Annotated in this window: 23 protein-coding genes; 19 read left to right on the forward strand and 4 right to left on the reverse strand. The window is 64.6% G+C overall.

The window, feature by feature from the left end:
- Positions 1-39 precede the first annotated feature (39 nt).
- The 9 genes from rpsH to map all read left to right on the forward strand — a co-directional run bounded on the left by rpsH (position 40) and on the right by map (position 5,730).
- Complete coding sequence (gene rpsH / locus R4P57_RS01310) at positions 40-438, forward strand: 30S ribosomal protein S8 (protein WP_317801095.1); 399 nt, start codon at positions 40-42, stop codon at positions 436-438.
- A 14-nt stretch (positions 439-452) separates the two neighbouring features.
- Complete coding sequence (rplF, locus tag R4P57_RS01315) at positions 453-992, forward strand: 50S ribosomal protein L6 (RefSeq protein ID WP_317801096.1); 540 nt, start codon at positions 453-455, stop codon at positions 990-992.
- A 1-nt stretch (position 993) separates the two neighbouring features.
- Positions 994-1,410, forward strand: coding sequence for a 50S ribosomal protein L18 (gene rplR, locus R4P57_RS01320; protein WP_317801097.1), 417 nt, complete (start codon positions 994-996; stop codon positions 1,408-1,410).
- A 34-nt stretch (positions 1,411-1,444) separates the two neighbouring features.
- Positions 1,445-2,119 carry a 30S ribosomal protein S5 gene (gene rpsE / locus R4P57_RS01325; RefSeq protein WP_032365630.1) on the forward strand — a complete coding sequence of 225 codons (675 nt, stop codon included), beginning with the start codon at positions 1,445-1,447 and terminating at the stop codon, positions 2,117-2,119.
- A complete protein-coding gene (gene rpmD, locus R4P57_RS01330) occupies positions 2,119-2,298 on the forward strand; it encodes a 50S ribosomal protein L30 (RefSeq protein ID WP_008718256.1) in 180 nt (59 codons plus the stop codon). Before rpsE ends, rpmD begins: the two co-directional genes overlap by 1 nt.
- A 2-nt stretch (positions 2,299-2,300) precedes the next feature.
- On the forward strand, positions 2,301-2,744 hold the full coding sequence (gene rplO, locus R4P57_RS01335) for a 50S ribosomal protein L15 (RefSeq protein WP_008718253.1): 444 nt from the start codon (positions 2,301-2,303) through the stop codon (positions 2,742-2,744).
- 315 nt (positions 2,745-3,059) lie between these two features.
- Positions 3,060-4,382, forward strand: coding sequence for a preprotein translocase subunit SecY (gene secY / locus R4P57_RS01340; protein WP_314142371.1), 1,323 nt, complete (start codon positions 3,060-3,062; stop codon positions 4,380-4,382).
- Positions 4,379-4,933: an adenylate kinase gene (locus R4P57_RS01345; RefSeq protein WP_317801099.1), complete on the forward strand. Its 555-nt coding sequence runs from the start codon at positions 4,379-4,381 to the stop codon at positions 4,931-4,933. The genes secY and R4P57_RS01345 overlap by 4 nt, the downstream gene beginning before the upstream one ends.
- Entirely contained in the window at positions 4,933-5,730 is a 798-nt protein-coding gene (map, locus tag R4P57_RS01350) for a type I methionyl aminopeptidase (RefSeq protein WP_032397529.1), read from the forward strand. The genes R4P57_RS01345 and map overlap by 1 nt, the downstream gene beginning before the upstream one ends.
- A gap of 2 nt (positions 5,731-5,732) precedes the next feature.
- Here the strand turns inward: map and R4P57_RS01355 are convergent, their stop codons facing one another.
- On the reverse strand, positions 5,733-6,713 hold the full coding sequence (locus R4P57_RS01355) for a glycosyltransferase family A protein (protein WP_317801656.1): 981 nt from the start codon (positions 6,711-6,713) through the stop codon (positions 5,733-5,735).
- A gap of 261 nt (positions 6,714-6,974) precedes the next feature.
- Here R4P57_RS01355 and infA point away from each other — a divergent pair, with 261 nt between their 5' ends.
- The 9 genes from infA to R4P57_RS01400 all read left to right on the forward strand — a co-directional run bounded on the left by infA (position 6,975) and on the right by R4P57_RS01400 (position 12,298).
- Positions 6,975-7,196: a translation initiation factor IF-1 gene (infA, locus tag R4P57_RS01360; protein WP_005140011.1), complete on the forward strand. Its 222-nt coding sequence runs from the start codon at positions 6,975-6,977 to the stop codon at positions 7,194-7,196.
- An 89-nt stretch (positions 7,197-7,285) separates the two neighbouring features.
- On the forward strand, positions 7,286-7,399 hold the full coding sequence (gene rpmJ / locus R4P57_RS01365; protein ID WP_025347279.1) for a 50S ribosomal protein L36: 114 nt from the start codon (positions 7,286-7,288) through the stop codon (positions 7,397-7,399).
- Between the two features lie 204 nt (positions 7,400-7,603).
- Positions 7,604-7,978: a 30S ribosomal protein S13 gene (rpsM, locus tag R4P57_RS01370; protein ID WP_008718227.1), complete on the forward strand. Its 375-nt coding sequence runs from the start codon at positions 7,604-7,606 to the stop codon at positions 7,976-7,978.
- The gene (rpsK, locus tag R4P57_RS01375; RefSeq protein ID WP_027496331.1) at positions 7,978-8,391 is read left to right on the forward strand and encodes a 30S ribosomal protein S11; all 414 of its coding nucleotides are present in this window, start codon (positions 7,978-7,980) and stop codon (positions 8,389-8,391) included. The genes rpsM and rpsK overlap by 1 nt, the downstream gene beginning before the upstream one ends.
- Positions 8,392-8,416: 25 nt before the next feature.
- Positions 8,417-9,022 carry a 30S ribosomal protein S4 gene (rpsD, locus tag R4P57_RS01380; RefSeq protein WP_283278638.1) on the forward strand — a complete coding sequence of 202 codons (606 nt, stop codon included), beginning with the start codon at positions 8,417-8,419 and terminating at the stop codon, positions 9,020-9,022.
- A 99-nt stretch (positions 9,023-9,121) separates the two neighbouring features.
- Positions 9,122-10,186, forward strand: coding sequence for a DNA-directed RNA polymerase subunit alpha (locus R4P57_RS01385; RefSeq protein WP_008718222.1), 1,065 nt, complete (start codon positions 9,122-9,124; stop codon positions 10,184-10,186).
- Positions 10,187-10,220: 34 nt separating this feature from the next.
- Entirely contained in the window at positions 10,221-10,808 is a 588-nt protein-coding gene (gene rplQ / locus R4P57_RS01390; RefSeq protein ID WP_032397527.1) for a 50S ribosomal protein L17, read from the forward strand.
- 5 nt (positions 10,809-10,813) lie between these two features.
- Positions 10,814-11,710, forward strand: a complete 897-nt coding sequence (truA, locus tag R4P57_RS01395) for a tRNA pseudouridine(38-40) synthase TruA (RefSeq protein WP_411742261.1) — start codon at positions 10,814-10,816, stop codon at positions 11,708-11,710.
- Positions 11,711-11,740: 30 nt separating this feature from the next.
- On the forward strand, positions 11,741-12,298 hold the full coding sequence (locus R4P57_RS01400) for an NAD(P)H-dependent oxidoreductase (RefSeq protein WP_317801101.1): 558 nt from the start codon (positions 11,741-11,743) through the stop codon (positions 12,296-12,298).
- A gap of 7 nt (positions 12,299-12,305) precedes the next feature.
- Here the strand turns inward: R4P57_RS01400 and eccE are convergent, their stop codons facing one another.
- Positions 12,306-14,000, reverse strand: a complete 1,695-nt coding sequence (gene eccE / locus R4P57_RS01405; RefSeq protein ID WP_317801102.1) for a type VII secretion protein EccE — start codon at positions 13,998-14,000, stop codon at positions 12,306-12,308.
- Between the two features lie 133 nt (positions 14,001-14,133).
- Between eccE and eccB the strand changes: the two genes are divergently transcribed.
- Positions 14,134-15,588, forward strand: a complete 1,455-nt coding sequence (gene eccB, locus R4P57_RS01410; protein ID WP_317801103.1) for a type VII secretion protein EccB — start codon at positions 14,134-14,136, stop codon at positions 15,586-15,588.
- An 8-nt stretch (positions 15,589-15,596) separates the two neighbouring features.
- Here eccB and mycP read toward each other — a convergent pair whose 3' ends face one another.
- A complete protein-coding gene (gene mycP / locus R4P57_RS01415; RefSeq protein ID WP_411742291.1) occupies positions 15,597-16,988 on the reverse strand; it encodes a type VII secretion-associated serine protease mycosin in 1,392 nt (463 codons plus the stop codon).
- Positions 16,985-18,259, reverse strand: a complete 1,275-nt coding sequence (gene eccD / locus R4P57_RS01420; RefSeq protein ID WP_317801659.1) for a type VII secretion integral membrane protein EccD — start codon at positions 18,257-18,259, stop codon at positions 16,985-16,987. The genes mycP and eccD overlap by 4 nt, the downstream gene beginning before the upstream one ends.
- Between the last annotated feature and the right edge of the window lie 174 nt (positions 18,260-18,433).

The raw sequence follows: 18,433 nt of genomic DNA on the forward strand, positions 1-18,433 counted from the left end.
GCATGGGAACCGCTGCGAGAAAGGTGCACAGGTCACACCATGACGATGACCGATCCAATTGCAGACTTCTTGACCCGTCTGCGCAACGCCAATTCGGCGTACCACGACGAGGTGAAGCTTCCCCACTCGAAGATCAAGGCGAACATCGCCGAGATCCTCAAGCGCGAGGGCTACATCTCCGACTACCGCACGGAAGACGCCGAGGTGGGCAAGACCCTCATCGTCGATCTGAAGTACGGCCCGAGCCGTGAGCGCAGCCTCGCCGGCGTGCGACGCGTCTCCAAGCCCGGTCTCCGGGTATACGCAAAATCCACCAATCTGCCCAAGGTTCTCGGCGGCCTGGGCGTGGCGATCATCTCCACGTCCACAGGTCTGCTCACGGAGCGTCAGGCGGCCAAGCAGGGTGTGGGCGGAGAAGTCCTCGCCTACGTCTGGTAGGGGAGGCCACCACCATGTCACGTATTGGAAAATTGCCGGTACCGGTCCCCGCTGGAGTCGATATCACCATCGACGGCCAGAACGTTGCGGTCAAGGGCCCCAAGGGTGCCCTGAACCTGACGGTCGCCGAGCCCATCCAGATCGCTCGCGCCGATGACGGCACCATCGCCGTCACCCGGCCCGATGACGAGCGCAAGAGCCGTGCACTGCACGGACTTTCGCGCACTCTCGTCGCGAACCTCATCACCGGTGTCACCAACGGTTACACCAACAAGATGGAGATTCACGGCGTCGGTTACCGCGTCGTACTCAAGGGCAAGGACCTCGAGTTCGCACTCGGTTACAGCCATCCCGTGCTGATCGAAGCACCCGAGGGCATCACGTTCACGGTCGAGTCGCCCACGCGATTCACCGTTGTCGGCATCGACAAGCAGAAGGTCGGTCAGATCTCTGCCAACATTCGTCGTCTGCGGCGTCCGGACCCGTACAAGGGCAAGGGCATCCGCTACGAGGGTGAAGTGATCCGCCGCAAGGTCGGAAAGACGGGTAAGTGATATGAGCCAGCAAACAGCAGACAAGGCGAACGTCGTCAAGCGCACTCCGCGTGGCACCGACGTCTCGACGAAGCGTCGCCTGTCGAAGGCACGTCGTCACTTCCGCCTTCGCAAGAAGATCTCCGGCACGCCCGAGCGTCCCCGCTTGGTCGTCAACCGGTCCTCGCGTCACATCCACGTGCAGTTGATCGACGACCTCGCCGGCCACACGCTGGCCAGCGCGTCGAGCATCGAAGCCGATGTGCGCGCCCTCGAGGGCGACAAGAAGGCCGTCAGCGCGAAGGTCGGCGAGCTCATCGCCAGCCGCGCGAAGGCAGCCGGCGTCGAGGCAGTCGTGTTCGACCGCGGCGGCAACAACTACAGCGGCCGCATCGCGGCACTCGCAGAAGCAGCCCGCGAAGGCGGGTTGACGTTCTGATGATGACAATGACTGACAACGGAAGGACAGCCTGATGCCGGGACGTCAACGGCGTGACGGCGGAAGCGGCCCCGCCGGACAGAACAGTGGCCCCAACGCAGGTGGCGACAACAACCAGCGCGGCGACAACCGCGGTGGTGGCGGTCGTGACCGTCGTGACAACGGCCGTGGCGGCAACGCTGCGGACAAGTCGAACTTCATCGAGAAGGTCGTCACGATCAACCGCGTCTCCAAGGTGGTCAAGGGTGGTCGACGCTTCAGCTTCACCGCCCTCGTCATCGTCGGTGACGGCAACGGACTGGTCGGCGTCGGCTACGGCAAGGCCAAGGAAGTTCCCGCGGCCATCCAGAAGGGTGTCGAGGAGGCTCGTAAGAGCTTCTTCCGCGTCCCGATGATCGCCGGCACCATCACGCACCCCATCCAGGGCGAAGCCGCAGCCGGCGTCGTCATGTTGCGTCCGGCCAGCGCCGGTACCGGCGTCATCGCCGGTGGTGCTGTGCGTGCCGTGCTGGAGTGCGCCGGTGTCCACGACGTGCTGTCGAAGTCGCTCGGTAGCGACAACGCCATCAACGTCGTGCACGCGACCGTCGCAGCCCTCAAGGGTCTGCAGCGTCCCGAGGAAGTTGCGGCTCGCCGCGGCCTGACCCTCGAAGAGGTTGCACCCGCCGGAATGCTGCGCGCACGCGCACAGGCAGGAGCGGTGAAGTAATGGCTCAGCTGAAGGTCACCCAGATCAAGAGCACCATCGGCCAGAAGGCGAACCAGCGTGACAGCCTGCGTACTCTCGGGCTCAAGGGCATCCGCCAGACGGTCGTCCGCGAGGACAACCCGCAGAACCGCGGACTGGTCAACACGGTGCGCCACCTCGTAACTGTTGAGGAGGTCTAACTATGACCATCAAACTGCACCACCTGCGCCCCGCAGCCGGATCCAAGTCGACGAAGATTCGCGTCGGCCGTGGTGAAGGTGGCAAGCGTGGCAAGACCGCAGGTCGCGGTACCAAGGGAACCGGCGCACGCAAGAACGTGCCGGCACGCTTCGAGGGTGGCCAGATGCCCCTCCACATGCGGCTCCCGAAGCTCAAGGGCTTCACCAACCGCAACCGTGTCGTGTTCCAGGTCGTGAACCTGCGCGACATCGAGCGTCTGTTCCCCGAGGGCGGTCAGATCGGTATCCCCGAGCTCATCGCCAAGGGTGCCGTTCGCAAGAACGAACTCGTCAAGGTTCTCGGCGACGGAAACCTGACCGTGAAGGTCGAGATCTCGGCCAACAAGTTCACGGGCTCCGCCAAGGAAAAGATCGCCGCTGCCGGCGGTTCTGCAACCGAGGTATGAGCATTGCTTCGATGTGCTGAGTAGCAGCGCATCGAGCAGCAGTTCGTGACGATGGCCGCAGCCACAGCTCTCGCAGCTGAGCTGCGGCCATCGTTGCCTCGGCACCATGTGTCGAGGTCGACCGAACGGACAGGGTCCAACACTGACCGTCGGGCGGTTCGATACGCACTGTTAGAGTTCTAGAGTTCACAGAAGTTCGTTTCGATGCGGGCGACGCATGTCGCCTGCAGTCCATGCTCGTGAGGCTCACGGGAGCACCAGTTGTGCTCCCGACGAAGCACTCGCAGCGTCAACGCAGTCGTGCCAGGAGGATCTTTGCTTTCCGCCTTCGTGTCGGCCCTCAGGACTCCTGACCTGAGACGGAAGATCCTCTTCACGCTCGGTCTGGTGGCCCTGTATCGCTTCGGTGCCACGCTGCCGTCGCCGGGTGTCGACTACGCCAATGTCCGAGCATGCATCGACCAGGTCTCCGGTGGAGACTCGGCGGGCATCTACTCGTTGATCAACCTGTTCTCCGGTGGAGCGCTCCTTCAGCTCTCGGTGTTCGCGATCGGCATCATGCCGTACATCACCGCCAGCATCATCGTGCAGCTGCTCACCGTCGTCATCCCGAAGTTCGAAGAACTCCGCAAGGAGGGACAGTCGGGGCAGGCCAAGATGACGCAGTACACGCGTTATCTGTCGATCGCGTTGGCCATCCTGCAGGCGACCGGCCTGGTGGCCCTCGCTTCGCGCGGCCAACTGCTTCAGGGATGCCAGCAGGACATCATCGCCGACCAGAGCATCTTCGGCCTCGTCATCATCGTGCTCGTCATGACCGCAGGTGCAGCCGTCGTCATGTGGTTCGGTGAGGTCATCACCGAGCGCGGCGTCGGCAACGGCATGTCGCTGCTCATCTTCGCCGGAATCGCCTCGCGTATCCCGTCCGAGGGCAACTCGATCCTCGAGAGCCGCGGTGGGTTGGTGTTCGGATTCGTCTGTTTCGCAGCGTTCCTGATCATCACCGGCGTGGTCTTCGTCGAGCAGGGTCAGCGCCGAATTCCCGTCCAGTACGCCAAACGCATGGTCGGTCGAAAGATGTACGGCGGCTCGTCCACATACCTTCCGCTCAAGGTGAACCAGGCCGGCGTCATCCCGGTGATCTTCGCGTCCTCGCTGCTGTACCTGCCGAACCTCATCGCCCAGCTCACCTCGGCGAGCACCGCGGTCGATCCGAGCTGGTGGCAGCGCATCATCAACGAGTACTTGGTGAACCCCGCAAACCCGGTGTACATCGCGATCTTCTTCGGCCTGATCGTCTTCTTCACGTACTTCTACGTGGCGATCACGTTCAACCCCGAAGAGCGCGCCGACGAAATGAAGAAGTTCGGCGGGTTCATCCCGGGCATTCGTCCGGGGCGACCGACCGCCGACTATCTGAACTACGTCCTCAGTCGCATCACGTTGCCGGGCGCGGTCTACCTGGGCACCATTGCCGTGCTCCCGAACCTGTTCCTCGACATCGGTAGCTCCGGTGGAGGACAGAACCTTCCCTTCGGTGGTACTGCCGTGCTGATCATGGTCAGCGTCGGCCTGGATACCGTGAAGCAAATCGAAAGCCAGCTGATGCAGCGTAACTACGAAGGGTTCCTCAAGTGAGACTTGTTCTGCTCGGTCCCCCCGGTGCCGGCAAAGGCACCCAGGCCGTCCTCCTGTCCGAGAAGCTGGGCGTTCCGCACATCTCGACCGGCGACCTGTTTCGCGCGAACATCGGTGAGAAGACGGCGCTCGGACTCGAAGCGAAGAAGTACCTCGATGCCGGCGACCTGGTTCCCAGTGAGCTGACCATCGACATGGTCCGCAGTCGGCTCTCCGAGCCCGACGCAGTGAACGGCTTCCTGCTCGACGGCTTCCCCCGTTCGGTGGGTCAGGCCGAGGCACTGGTCGATATCCTTGCGGATCTGAACGCGAAGCTCGACGCCGTGCTGTCCTTCGTGGTCGACGAGGACGTCGTCGTCGAACGCATGCTCTCGCGTGGACGCGAGGACGACAAGGAAGACGTCATCCGGAACCGACTCAAGGTGTACCGGGACGAGACCGCGCCACTGCTCGACTACTACGAGGGCCAACTCGTCACGGTCGACGCGATCGGTGAGGTGGACGATGTCAACGCTCGCGCGCTGAAGTCCATCGAGGACCACGGCAAGTAATGGCGTTCGGCCGTAAACGCAAGGTCGTGCCGTTCCGCAGTGCCGGCGAACTCGACGCCATGGCTGCGGCCGGCGCGGTCGTCGGCGCTGCTCTGGTCGCCGTCCGAGCAGCGGCGGTACCCGGTGTCTCGACTCTCGAGCTCGACCGAGTGGCCGAGGCGGTCATTCGTGACGCCGGTGCTGTGCCGTCGTTCCTCGGTTACCACGGCTTCACCGGCAGTATCTGTTCGTCGGTGAACGACCGTGTGGTGCACGGCATTCCGTCGGCAGACGAGCTCCTGGTCGCAGGCGACCTGGTGTCCATCGACTGTGGGGCAGTTCTCGACGGTTGGCACGGAGACTCTGCTTGGACATTCGGTGTCGGTGACATCATCGAGGCCGATGCGATGCTGAGCGAGGCGACGAGGCTGTCGATGGAAGCCGGCATCGCAGCGATGCTTCCCGGCAACCGGCTCACCGACGTGTCGCACGCCATCGAATCCGGAACCCACGCGGCCGAGCAGGCTCACGGCCGCAAGTACGGAATCGTCGACGGGTACGGCGGTCATGGCATCGGCCGTGAGATGCACATGGACCCGTTCCTCGCGAACGAGGGTGCGCCAGGTAAGGGACCGGAGCTGGTCGTCGGATCCACTCTCGCGATCGAGCCCATGCTGACCCTCGGAACGTACGACACCGACATTCTCGACGACGGGTGGACGGTCGTGACCACCGACGGATCCCGATCCGCTCATTGGGAACACACCGTTGCCGTCACCGAGGACGGGCCACGGATCCTGACTCTACGACCCAGCTAGGGTCACCAGGCCAACGATCCGTAGCGCCGACCTCCGCGGACCAGGCCGAGGTGCGCAGCCACCAGACGTAGCCAGAGTCGAGTGGGCACCTTGGTCACTGCAGTCGGAAGCAGTGGGTTTCGTACGCCGAGCATCAGCAGAGCGATGCAGATCGAGCGTGCCCGGAAGGGCGGGCAGCCGTGTACTCGGTAGAGGCCGCGCACGTGAGCCGATCCGTACCCCAGAGCGCCTGCTTGTTTCCAGTTCTCCCGGTGGCCGGTACGCAGTCGGTACGAGACCAGTGGTTCGGCGATGAAGTGCAATCGACGGCCCGCATGCTGTGCGCGCCACGAGAACTCCATGTCCTCGCTGGCGTGTACGTACTCGAGCATGCCGCCGAGCTCACGGTAGGTCGATCTGCGGCACGCCATGCTGGCACCGATGGCGAACGGTAGGAATGTCGACGTGCCCTGGTCCGAGGGCGGTGCGAAAGGTGTCGATGCTCGCGTGGAAGCGGAGTTCAGTGTCTCCGTCTCCAGGCCGGTACCGACCAGGTCGTACTCGTCTAGGCCGGCGAGGATGCGCCGGAGCCAGCTCGGGTGCACCGCGTCGTCCGCGTCGCAGAATGCGAGCAGTTCGCTGCGGGCGGCGTCTGCACCCCTGTTACGTGCGAACGATGCGCCCGGATGTCCCGCAGCATCGACGTACTTCAGGTCCAGCGCGCCACGGAGGCAATGGTTCTCGATGTGTTCGCGAAGGCCGTCGGTCGAGCCGTTGTCGCTGATGATCACCGCGAACGGATGCTCGTAGTCCTGTCGAGCGAGAGCTCGTAGTTGATCGTCGAGAACATCCTTGGAGTTGTGAACCGGGATGATGACGGATGCGACCGGGTCGCCGGCGCGCGTGTCTGAGCTCGAGAGGGATGCCTTGTAGTCGTCGTCGCGGACATGGCCGCCGTTGCGAGCGCAATCGGGACGGCCTGAAGTTGTGCGGCTGGGATGCAGCCCGGCAGAACGCTAGCTCAGGGAATCGAACTGGGGCAACCGTTGACCTGGAGCATGGACGAGCGACGCATTTGGCCAGACGTGCATTACCCGGTAACATGGATCGACGGTGCGCCCTGCGTACCGGATGTTCGCGTGCCCTGGTGGGCTGCGAACCGTTCCGGCGACACTTCGGCTCGTTCACTCGGGTCGATCAGTGGGCACCACGGTAACGGAAACAGATGCAATCAACCAGGTGTGAGAGCCAGGATCGCGGAGGATATGGCCAAGAAAGACGGTGCTATCGAGGTAGAGGGCCGAGTTGTCGAACCGCTGCCCAATGCGATGTTTCGCATTGAGCTAGAAAACGGCCACAAGGTTCTCGCTCACATCAGCGGAAAGATGCGTCAGCACTACATCCGCATCCTTCCCGAGGATCGCGTCGTGGTAGAGCTTTCGCCCTACGACCTCACGCGTGGACGCATCGTTTACCGCTACAAGTAAGAGCTTCCCCGGCCACGTCCGGTCGGGGAGAACCATGCTCGGGGCCACTGCATGCAGCGGGGCCGAGCTACACACAGGAGATCAACGACGTGAAGGTTCAGCCGAGCGTCAAGAAGATCTGCGAAAAGTGCAAGGTGATTCGTCGTAACGGACGCGTCATGGTGATCTGCGACAACCTGCGTCACAAGCAGCGTCAGGGATAACCACCGAGCATTTCGCACGTCGGCTTGGCAACAGCTAGAAGATGACCTCCCAGCACCAACCGTGACACACGCGTCGCGGCATACCCCCGGCACGGAGGCCGGGGCCCCACTGAGTTGGTTGAAAGACGCTTCACACCCCAGCGGTGAGAAGGACACAGGGGACGGACTGGGAGCAGACCTCCGGACAAGAAAAGGAAATGCCACATGGCACGTCTCGCAGGTGTGGATCTGCCGCGCGAAAAGCGCATGGAGATCGCACTGACTTACATCTACGGCGTCGGCCGTACCCGCTCCAAGGAAATCCTCACAGCGACGGGCGTCAGCCCCGACCTGCGAAGCAAGGATCTCGGCGACGACGATCTGCGCAAGCTCAGCGATTACATCAACGAGTCCCTCAAGGTCGAGGGCGACCTGCGCCGCGAGGTTCAGGCCGACATCCGTCGCAAGATCGAAATCGGCTGCTACCAGGGTCTTCGCCACCGTCGTGGTCTGCCCGTCCGTGGACAGCGCACCAAGACCAATGCGCGTACCCGTAAGGGACCCAAGCGCACCATTGCCGGCAAGAAGAAGGCGAAGTAATGCCCCCTAAAGCACGCGGTACCGGTCCGAAGAAGGCGCAGAAGACGCGTCGCAGGGACAAGAAGAACGTCCCGCACGGATCTGCGCACATCAAGAGCACGTTCAACAACACGATCGTGTCGATCACCGACCCCGCGGGAAACGTCATCTCGTGGGCGTCCTCGGGACACGTGGGCTTCAAGGGCTCGCGCAAGTCGACTCCGTTCGCCGCACAGCTCGCAGCCGAGAACGCTGCGCGCAAGGCACAGGAGCACGGCGTCAAGAAGGTCGACGTCTTCGTCAAGGGTCCCGGCTCCGGCCGTGAGACCGCGATCCGCTCGCTTCAGGCCGCTGGCCTCGAGGTCGGCACCATCTCCGATGTCACCCCTCAGCCGCACAATGGCTGCCGTCCGCCCAAGCGGCGTCGGGTCTAGCGGGAAAGGGAAAGGTTACTAAGTAATGGCACGTTATACCGGTCCTATGACCCGCAAGTCCCGTCGTCTGCGCGTCGACCTCATCGGAGGCGACCAGGCGTTCGAGCGTCGTCCCTACCCGCCCGGCCAGCACGGTCGCGCGCGGATCAAGGAGAGCGAGTACCTGCTCCAGCTGCAGGAGAAGCAGAAGGCTCGCTTCACCTACGGCGTCATGGAGAAGCAGTTCCGTCTGTACTACAAGGAAGCCAACAGGGCCGCCGGCAAGACCGGTGAGAACCTGCTGACCATCCTCGAGACCCGTCTCGACAACGTCGTCTACCGTGCCGGTCTGGCCCGTACGCGTCGTCAGGCACGCCAGCTGGTCACCCATGGCCACTTCCTCGTTAACAACAAGCGAGTGGACATCCCCAGCTACCGCGTCTCGCAGTACGACATCATCGATGTCCGCGAGAAGTCCGCGCAGACTCTGCCGATCCAGATCGCTCGTGAGAGCTACGGCGATCGTCCGGTCGCACCGTGGCTGCAGGTCGTTCCCAACCGTCTTCGCATCCTGGTTCACCGGGTGCCGGAGCGTGCACAGATCGACGTGCCGCTCCAGGAGCAGCTCATCGTCGAGTACTACTCGAAGTAAGGCGCAGCACGCATGTGAGTCTCCTCGCGAAGCTCACATGCGTCTTCGCCTCCACACGTGGGCGTCAAATAGCGGACGCCCGTACAGGAGGAACACACAATGCTCATTTCACAGCGCCCGACGCTGACCGAAGAGGTCATCGCCGACAACCGCTCGAAATTCGTCATCGAGCCGCTCGAGCCCGGCTTCGGTTACACACTCGGCAACTCGCTCCGCCGCACCCTGCTGTCGTCGATCCCCGGCGCTGCTGTCACCAGCATCCGTATCGACGGCGTCCTCCACGAATTCACCACCGTTCCCGGAGTCAAGGAAGATGTCACCGACATCATCCTGAACCTCAAGGGCCTCGTGGTGAGCTCCGAAGAAGACGAACCGGTCACCATGTACGTCCGCAAGCAGGGCCCCGGCGCTGTGACCGCAGGCGACATCGTGCCTCCGGCCGGCGTCACGGTGAACAACCCCGATCTGCACATCGCGACCCTGAACGACAAGGGCAAGTTGGAGATCGAGCTCGTCGTCGAGCGCGGTCGCGGCTACGTCCCCGCCGTTCAGAACAAGGCATCGGGTGCCGAGATCGGCCGTATTCCGGTCGACTCGATCTACTCACCCGTGCTCAAGGTCACCTACAAGGTGGAGGCCACCCGCGTCGAACAGCGCACCGACTTCGATCGGCTCGTTCTCGACGTGGAGACCAAGAATTCCATCACCGCGCGGGACGCGCTCGCTTCGGCGGGCAAGACCCTGGTTGAGCTCTTCGGCCTCGCCCGTGAGCTGAACGTCGAAGCAGAAGGCATCGAGATCGGACCCTCGCCCGCCGAGGCCGATCACATTGCTTCCTTCGGACTCCCCATCGAGGATCTGGACCTCACCGTCCGGTCCTACAACTGCCTCAAGCGCGAGGGTGTTCACACCGTCGGCGAGTTGGTTGGTCGTACCGAGTCCGATCTGCTCGACATCCGTAACTTCGGGCAGAAGTCCATCGACGAGGTGAAGGTCAAGCTGCATTCGCTCGGCCTCTCCCTCAAGGACAGCCCCGCGTCGTTCGATCCGAGCACCGTGCCTGGCTACGACGCCACCACGGGCACGTGGAGTGACACCGACGCCGGCTCCTTCAGCGACACCGAAGGTGCCGAGCAGGACTACGCCGAGACAGAACAGCTGTAATCAGCTCGCTGGAGCTCTTACTAGGAGATTCATCATGCCCAAGCCCACCAAGGGCCGCCGTCTCGGCGGGTCGGCGTCGCACCAGAAGGCCATCCTGGCCAACCTGGCGACGTCACTCTTCGAGCACGGCCGCATCACCACCACCGAGTCGAAGGCCAAGCGCCTTCGTCCCCACGCCGAGAAGCTCGTCACCCACGCCAAAAAGGGTGATCTGGCGCATCGTCGTGAGGTTCTCAAGACGATCAACAACAAAGATGTCGTGCACAAGCTCTTCGCCGAGATCGGGCCTTTCTTCGCCGATCGCGACGGTGGCTACACGCGCATCATCAAGACCGTCCCCCGCAAGGGTGACAACTCGCCGATGGCCATCATCGAGCTCGTCAACGAGCAGACGGTGTCCAACGAAGCCGATCGCGCACGCCGCGTGAAGGCTTCGCAGGCTGCTCCCGCCGCAACCGAGGCTCCGGCCGAGGACGCGACCGACGAGAACGTCGTCGAGGCTGTCGAAGCCGACGCGACCGACGCCGAGGTGGCCAACGCCGACGCAGTCATCGATGGCATCGAGGACAACGACGCACACGCGTCGGACGCCCCCGAGGCCGAGGAAGCAAAGAAGGACTAGTCCTTTTGAGCTCCGAGCACGACCGAAGCGGGCCCGCCATTCCCTCAGGGGAAGGCGGGCCCGCTTTTTCGGTACCCACCAGATTTCGGCTCGACATCTCCTACGACGGCACGAACTTCTCCGGATGGGCGCGCCAACCGGGTATCCGCACCGTGTGCGGAGTGCTCGAAGAAGCCTTCTCAACGGTGCTGCGGCAACCGATAGAGCTGACTGTGGCGGGGCGAACCGACGCGGGAGTCCACGCAACGGGTCAGGTGGCACACTTCGATGCCGTCGACGTTCCGGACGATCACGACAGACTGGTACGGCGAATGGCCCGGTTTCTGCCGACCGATGTGCGAGTGCGAGCCATCAGTGCCGTCTCCCGCGATTTCGACGCGCGGTTCTCGGCGTACCGCCGACACTACGAGTACCGATTCAGCACCGCACTGTATGGAGTCGACCCCCTCGACGTAGCCGGGGTCGTGTCCTGGCCGAGGCCCATCGATCTGAACGCAGTACGCGAGGCGTCGCAGGCACTGATCGGACTGCACGATTTCGCCGCGTTCTGCAAGAGGCGAGACGGTGCCACCACGGTGCGAGAACTGCAGCGCTTCGACTGGGAACGAGACGGTGATCGCCTCACCGCGTACGTCAGCGCCGACGCGTTCTGCTGGTCGATGGTCCGTAGTCTCGTCGGTGCCATGCAGGCCGTGGGGGAAGGTCGCCGAACTCCCGACTGGGCGCGGTCGCTGTTGACTCTTCGCGAGAGGGCGAGCGAGGTGACGGTGGCTCCGGCGCACGGCTTGTCCTTGGTTCGAGTCGACTATCCACCGGCCGACGAGCTGGCCGCCCGGAACGCGGCCACCCGAGAAGTGCGGTCGGCGATCACCGGCGACGGTTGCTGTGGGGGAGAGAGCTGACCGAGCGCCACCGGGTCTACTGTCGGAGCGATGCAGCCGATACAGCTCGCGGTCGTTGTCGGTAGTGTGCGCGTCGGTCGAGTGGGGCCGGCCGTTGCCGCCTGGGTTCGAGGTATCGCCGCCGAACGCGCCACCGTCGAGGTGGTCGACGTCGACTTGGCCGATTTCGAGTTGCCGAATTCCCTCGTTCCGTGCGAGGACTCCGAACGCTTCACCCGGACCATCGGTGCCGCCGACGCCTTCGTGTTCGTCACCCCCGAGTACAACCACGGCGTGCCCGGTGCGTTGAAGACTGCGCTCGACACGGTGAAGTACGAGTGGCGAGGCAAACCGGTGGGATTCGTCTCCTACGGCGGGCTCGGCGGGGGAATCCGAGCCACCGAACAGCTACGGCAGATCACCGCCGAACTGCATATGGTCTCAGTCCGAGACGCCGTGTCGCTGCATCGGGTGCGCAAGCGGTTCGACGAGTCGGGACGCATCGACGACGCCGCTGCCGTCGACGCTCTCGGGCGTCTTCTCGACCAGCTGGAGTGGTGGGCCGATGCGGTGGCCGGTGCTCGTGGGCGTGCCGACTATCCCGGCTGAGAATCGGTCATGCACGAACCGCGGGGCGCAGACTCCGGGGCCGGCCGATGAACGCCGTCTCCCGAGGAATCGTGACCAGTGTCAACTCGACGTCGAGTGGACCGGACCGGACTCGAATTCGATCACCGGACGCATGGGGCTGGACGATCGTCAGATCCGGCCCTGATCGCGGCACGCTTCGCTCCTCTTCGGGGCGGCCGGTCCGCGGCACATGCTCGGACAACGAGATGACGGTGACGCCCGAAAGTCCTTGTTGCGCAGGCGGTGCCGAACCGTCGGCGAAGTCGATGAGGATCACGTCGTACGACGGGCGGGATCGGGACGTAGTACCGTCGACCAGTAGTCGATCGGGAGCGCCGATGGCGTCGAGGAGCGCGCGCCAGGCGTGGGGGCGGTCGGTGCGGACGAGGACCCTGGCACCGGTGGCGATGGCGCGGAAGAGCAGTTGCTGAGCAAGATAGAGCTCTCCGACGATTCGAACCCGAGTCAGCCCCGGTCCGAACAACCGCACCGCGACACCGTGTCCGCGGGCGTCGGATCCCAGCAGCTGGCCGCAGCCGCTCACCGGGAGCATCAACTCGTCGACCGTCGAGACGTCGAGAATTCGGCTGGGAGACAACGACTTCGGTGCGGGTACGGCCAGCGGAAGCTGGGCGAGGATGCCGTCGCGTTGACTTCCGCTCATCGAGGTCAACGCGCGCACACGAGGTTTCGTGATCGGTGTCCGGGCGGCGAATCTGCACGACCCACGGACGCGTATCTTTCCTGGATCGTGGGTCGGCTGCAGGTGGAAGGACATCGTCGTTCCGAGGGACGGTGTTGCCCACAGGGTCGCGATGTCTTCGGCAGTGAGTGCGCTGCAATCGATTCCGAATCCGGTGCTCGACGCACCCGGCAGGGGTGCTGTCGACCAAGTCTGAGTCAGATCGTCGGTGCTCACACCCCGGCAGAGGTGCAACACAGCCGACCGAAGTTCGGAGCTCGTCAACAGTCGCGAGGACAGACCGTGGGCGTGCAGAGCACGAAGGACACGCGTGGTCGCCACAACAGCAGTGCGGGCTGCCCCGGCCCTGCCCCCACCTCGGACCTCGATCGCCCGAGCATTCGCGCGCAGGTCGAGAGTGACTGCCACCCAGACGGTTCGCACCGCTACTGCCGGTAGCGGACCGATGAGTCCCTCGTACACCTCGGTGGCGACAGAACCTGCCGAGCTGCGGAAACCGAGTGCGACGACGTCGATCGAGCAGACCGCGATGTCGTGCTGTTGCAGACACGACGCCAACGCGTCGACAGGAAGCGCGTACTGCGTCTCGGCGCTCGCCCTGCCGAGGACCGTGGTGGCGTGCTCGGGCGGGACGATCTCGATGGTGCAGGTGACGGTGTCGCGCTGCCAGTGGACCCCGACCGGGCCCTCTGCGGTGTCGGTGTGTTCCGTGGTCACGCCGACAGCGGGGGCACGATCGGCGAGAAACCGCCAGATGGCCATAACCCAGTCGACGACCGATCTGCGCCGAACGGCTACGAACGGAACGAGCGCTACCGCCGCAGCGGCGAGCAGCGCCCACCCGGGCCGCACCTGTGCCGCAAACAGAGCCAGACTGATCGCCACGGCTGCGGTCTCGGCCACGATCACCCGCCGAACCGTGGGCGCGACGAAAGGAACGGCGGCTCGCGCACGCCCTGCCCAACCGGTACGCGTCATCGAAACCCTCCCCCCGAAGGTCGCAGTGCCCCATCGATGACCGCCGATGCGGTCGCCGAGGTGTGCGGACGAACTGTACTGTGTCGCGTGACCCGAACGGGGATCGGGTCGTCCGCAATCCTGGGGAGGAATCGTGGCGTCGACGCCGACAACGAAGTGGCAGGTTGGCGGTTACCGCTTTCTCGTCCGCAGAATGGAACACGCGCTGATCAGGCGCGACGTGCGGATGCTGCACGATCCGATGAAGTCGCAGTCGCGGGCACTGCTGGTAGGTGTCGTCATCGCCTGCATCGGCTTGGCGGGATGCGCTGCCCTGGCACTGTTTCGGCCACAGGACAAGATCGGCGACGCGTCGATCGTGGTCGGAAAGGACTCGGCCGCGATGTTCGTGAAAGTGGACGACGTGTTTCATCCGGTGCTCAATCTCGCGTCGGCTCGATTGATCGTCGGCAAGCCCGACAACCCGTTGACGGTCAAGGAATCCGAATTGTCGTCACGACCCCGCGGCGCGCTGGTGGGTATTCCAGGTGCTCCGTCTGCTCTGCCGCACGACGGTGACGGCAGCGCGCAATCGTGGACCGTCTGCGACACCGTCGATCCGATCGCAGGAGTGACCTCGACAACGGTTGTGGTGGGCGATCCTCGCTACGGTGAAAACACGGCTGCGCTTGCCGATTCCGAGGCGTTCCTCTGGACATCCAACGGCACTTCATATCTTGTGCACGACGGCACCAAATCGCCGGTCGACCTGAACAACAGGGCAGTGGTCCGCGCACTCGGACTCGAGGACGCGACACCGTCCCCGGTCAGTGCCGGTCTGCTCAATTCCGTGCCCGAATCGCCACCCGTCGCAGCACCGTTCGTTCCCCGAGCGGGTGAGGCTCCTGGGTTCCCGTTCGACGGCCGGACGATCGGTTCGGTCGTCCAGGTCGCCGGTCGCGACGTCCAGTACTACGTGGTTCTCGAGGACGGACTCCAAGCGATCAACGAAACTGCGGCACTGCTCATCAAATTCACCGATTCGCAGGGCAGTCCGGATATCGCAGCCGTCAATCCCGACCTGCTCGCGGATGCTCCCAAAACCTCTTCCGGACTGGAGGTTTCGACGTTCCCGGCGACCACTCCCGCGATCGTCGACACCAGTGAGCGCCCTGTCGGATGCTTGACGTGGGAGCCACTCGCAGTTGCCGACGGCGGACCGTCGGCTCGACTGGTCGAGTCCGCCGGTCGCGGGTTGCCGCTCCAGAACGGTGCACAACCGGTTGCGTTGGCTCAGGCCGATGGCGGCGGCGACGCCGTAGACCAGGTCTATCTGGCACCCGGTAGCGGCGGGTTCGTGCGCAGTACCGGCATCTCGACGTCGAGTACACGTCAGGGCAGCGTCTTCTTCGTGGCCGACACCGGAGTGCGCTACGGCGTCGACGGTGCCGAGGCCGCGTCGGCGCTGGGGTTCGGACCGCCGGCACCCGCACCCTGGCAGATACTCCAATTGCTCGGCAGTGGTCCCACTCTGGGGCGCGGCCAGGCCCTGACGATGCACGACGGTGTTGCTCCCGACCCGCAGGCCGCGGCACTTCCGACGAAGTAGCGCCTGGCTCAGTCGGGTCTGCCCCGTCGGCGCAGAGGTACCGACAGCGCGAGCCCGAGTGCCAGGATCACCGCCACCAGCACCGAACCGGTGACCGCTGCGGTCCGCGGGCGATGATCCGGCGTAGGCGGTGGCAACGGCGCACTCATCGCAACACTGTCTGCAGGCACCGACCGGGGAGCGGGTGTCACCGAATCGGTCACCGCGGCGAGCGGATCGACGATGCCGTGGCCGACGAGGGGATTCCACCCTTCGGCCGGCGCATGCGCCGTTCGTTCGATCCGGTCCACCACCTCCAGCGCCGACAGTTCGGGCCGGTGGGCGCGCACCAGGGCCGCCACCGCAGCAACCAGCGGTGCCGCGAAACTCGTTCCGGTCATGGGAATCACGCCATCGGTGCCCCGGGTGCCGTTCGCCAGTCCGTTGCCCGTCGGCGACAGCGAGGTCATATTCGAACCCGGAGCCGCGACGTCGACCCATGGACCGGCCAGGCTGAACGAAGACGGTGTGCCATCCGACTCGACCGAACCGACAGTCAACACGTCGTCGAACCAGGCCGGAGTCGCGATGGTCGCGAAGGAGGCCCACGGGTCCGCGTCGGGTCGAAGCGGGTCGGTCTTCGGGTTCTGTGCCTGGCAGGCAGCGCTGCCGAGATTCCCAGCCGCTGCAACGACGACGACATTCTTTTCTCGGACGGCGTACTGCACGGCCGCGCCGAGCGGACCGTCGGGCACACCGCCTCCCGCGGGCACGCAGGCGACTTCGGAGATATTGATGACCGATGCACCCGAGTCCACCGCAGTTCGGATGGCCATGGCCATGGTGCGCACGTTTCCGTAGCCCGCGGCATTCTCCGGCTCGGCCGCCTTCTCCTCGTCCGGCCTGTTGTCGACGATCTGAAAGACATTGCTGGACTGACGAATCGACAGTATGCGTGCGTCGGGTGCGCCTCCGGCGAATCCGCTGCCCGGTGCGGTCTGCGCGGCGATCAGCCCGGCGACCATCGTTCCGTGTGCGTCGCAGTCGAACAACCCGTCACCTGCGCTGACGTAGTCACCGCCGGCGATCAGACCCGGTAGGCGCGGATGAGCGGTGACTCCGGTGTCGATGACGGCTACCACTTGACCTGCCCCACGGGTGATGGGCCAGACCGACGTGAAGTCGAGCGCCTTCAGCGCGGTCGGCATGTCCTGGGAATCGGTCGCCGCGGACGGAAGGGCGCAGGCGTTCTTCTGTTCCGTGGGTTCGAGTGGGCCGGGAGGACTCGGCGGAGGCAACTGGAACGGGTCGATCACCGGACGTTCGGCGCGTGCCGGATACACGCCGATGACGGCGTTCGACGACAGGGCGAGAGCAGTGAACGCCGCAATGACGATTGTTCGCTGCTTGCGCGGCGTCACAGCCCGCGGACGACGCTGTACAGACCGCACACCCACACTGCGATCGGAATGACCAGGGCGATGGTGGCATATTCGAGCAGTTCGGCCGATCGCCGCATCACCGGCGAGTACGTGCGTGTGGGCACGAAAGCCCCGAAAAGCGATGCCGTCACCGCGCCGGCCAGTGCCACACCGAACAAGGCGAGAGCGTATTCGGGTAATGCGACGACCGCACCGACGAGAAGCGCCAGAAGAATCGTCGTTCCGCCTGCGACCAGCGGAACAGCATGGGTCACCACCGCATAGGTGCGTCCACGCAGCAGCAGGACGAGCGCACACAGCGCCGCGAGCGCCACCGAAGGCCACCGGACGCCACCGCCGGAATCGGCTGCCGCCGCAACGAGCACGCCCGCCACCACGGCGACGGTGAACGCCGACAGCAGACCGGTCAGATAGCTACGCGCTCCGGCTGCGGCGACCTGCAGATCGGCGAACGAGATCGCGTCGAGTTCGGCTTCCTCGACCGTGTCCAACGGTGCTCCTGCGGTGGGAACCGGTGGAAGCGGCAACTTGGCCTGCATCATCGACACGCGGGCAGAGAGCGCAATTCCCGCCAGGCCGGTGAGAGCAGCAGCCGTGCCGATCGCCGGTTGCGGCATGGTGGTGAACAGTGTGCACACCGAAGCGGCGAACGTCAGAAGTGCGAGCACGATCGCAGCGGTGAACAGTGCGAACCCGGTCCCGCCGATACGAAGGGACAGCAGAGCTACAGCGCCTGCCATGGCCGAACCCAGCATCAGCTGAGCCGCACCGAACTGCCCGGGCACCAGCACAGTTCCGCCGGTGAACATCAGCGCGACGGCACATCCGCCGAAGAGGACGGCGACGGCATCCTGGTGATACACACGCCCCAGAATCACCCCCGCGATCGCGAAGAGAATCGACGCGGTGACGGCAGCGAATCCCTCGACAAGACTGCCGACGTGCTCGGCTCCCGCCCGGATCGGCTCACGCAACACGACCGCGCACGCCAGCAACACCAGCACACCGGTGACGACCGAACCCACCGTGCGCGCCGTCCGCGCAGTCCAGTGCGGAACATCGTCGCTACCCGATCGGGCAACGGAATACATGAGGTCGTCGAACAGCGGAACCGGCGCGGGCCGCTCGGCCACACCCAGCACGAGCAACTCACCGTCGCGCACCGACAGCTCGGCCAACGTCGCAGTCGGCGACAACGGTGGAAACCCGATCCGCGCGAGCGTCCACGCCACGGGCAACCCATCTGACACGGGATCCCCGTCGCTGAGCTCACCGCGTCCTGAACCCGACTGTTCCGCAGGCTCCACTCCCGATCTTCCAGGTCGTTCCGCAGGCTCCACTCCCGATCTTCCAGGTCGTTCCGCAGGCTCCACTCCCGCTCTTCCAGGTCGTTCCGCAGGCTCCACTCCCGCTCTTCCAGGTCG

Source organism: Rhodococcus sp. IEGM 1330 (assembly GCF_033142445.1).
Taxonomy (GTDB): domain Bacteria; phylum Actinomycetota; class Actinomycetes; order Mycobacteriales; family Mycobacteriaceae; genus Rhodococcoides.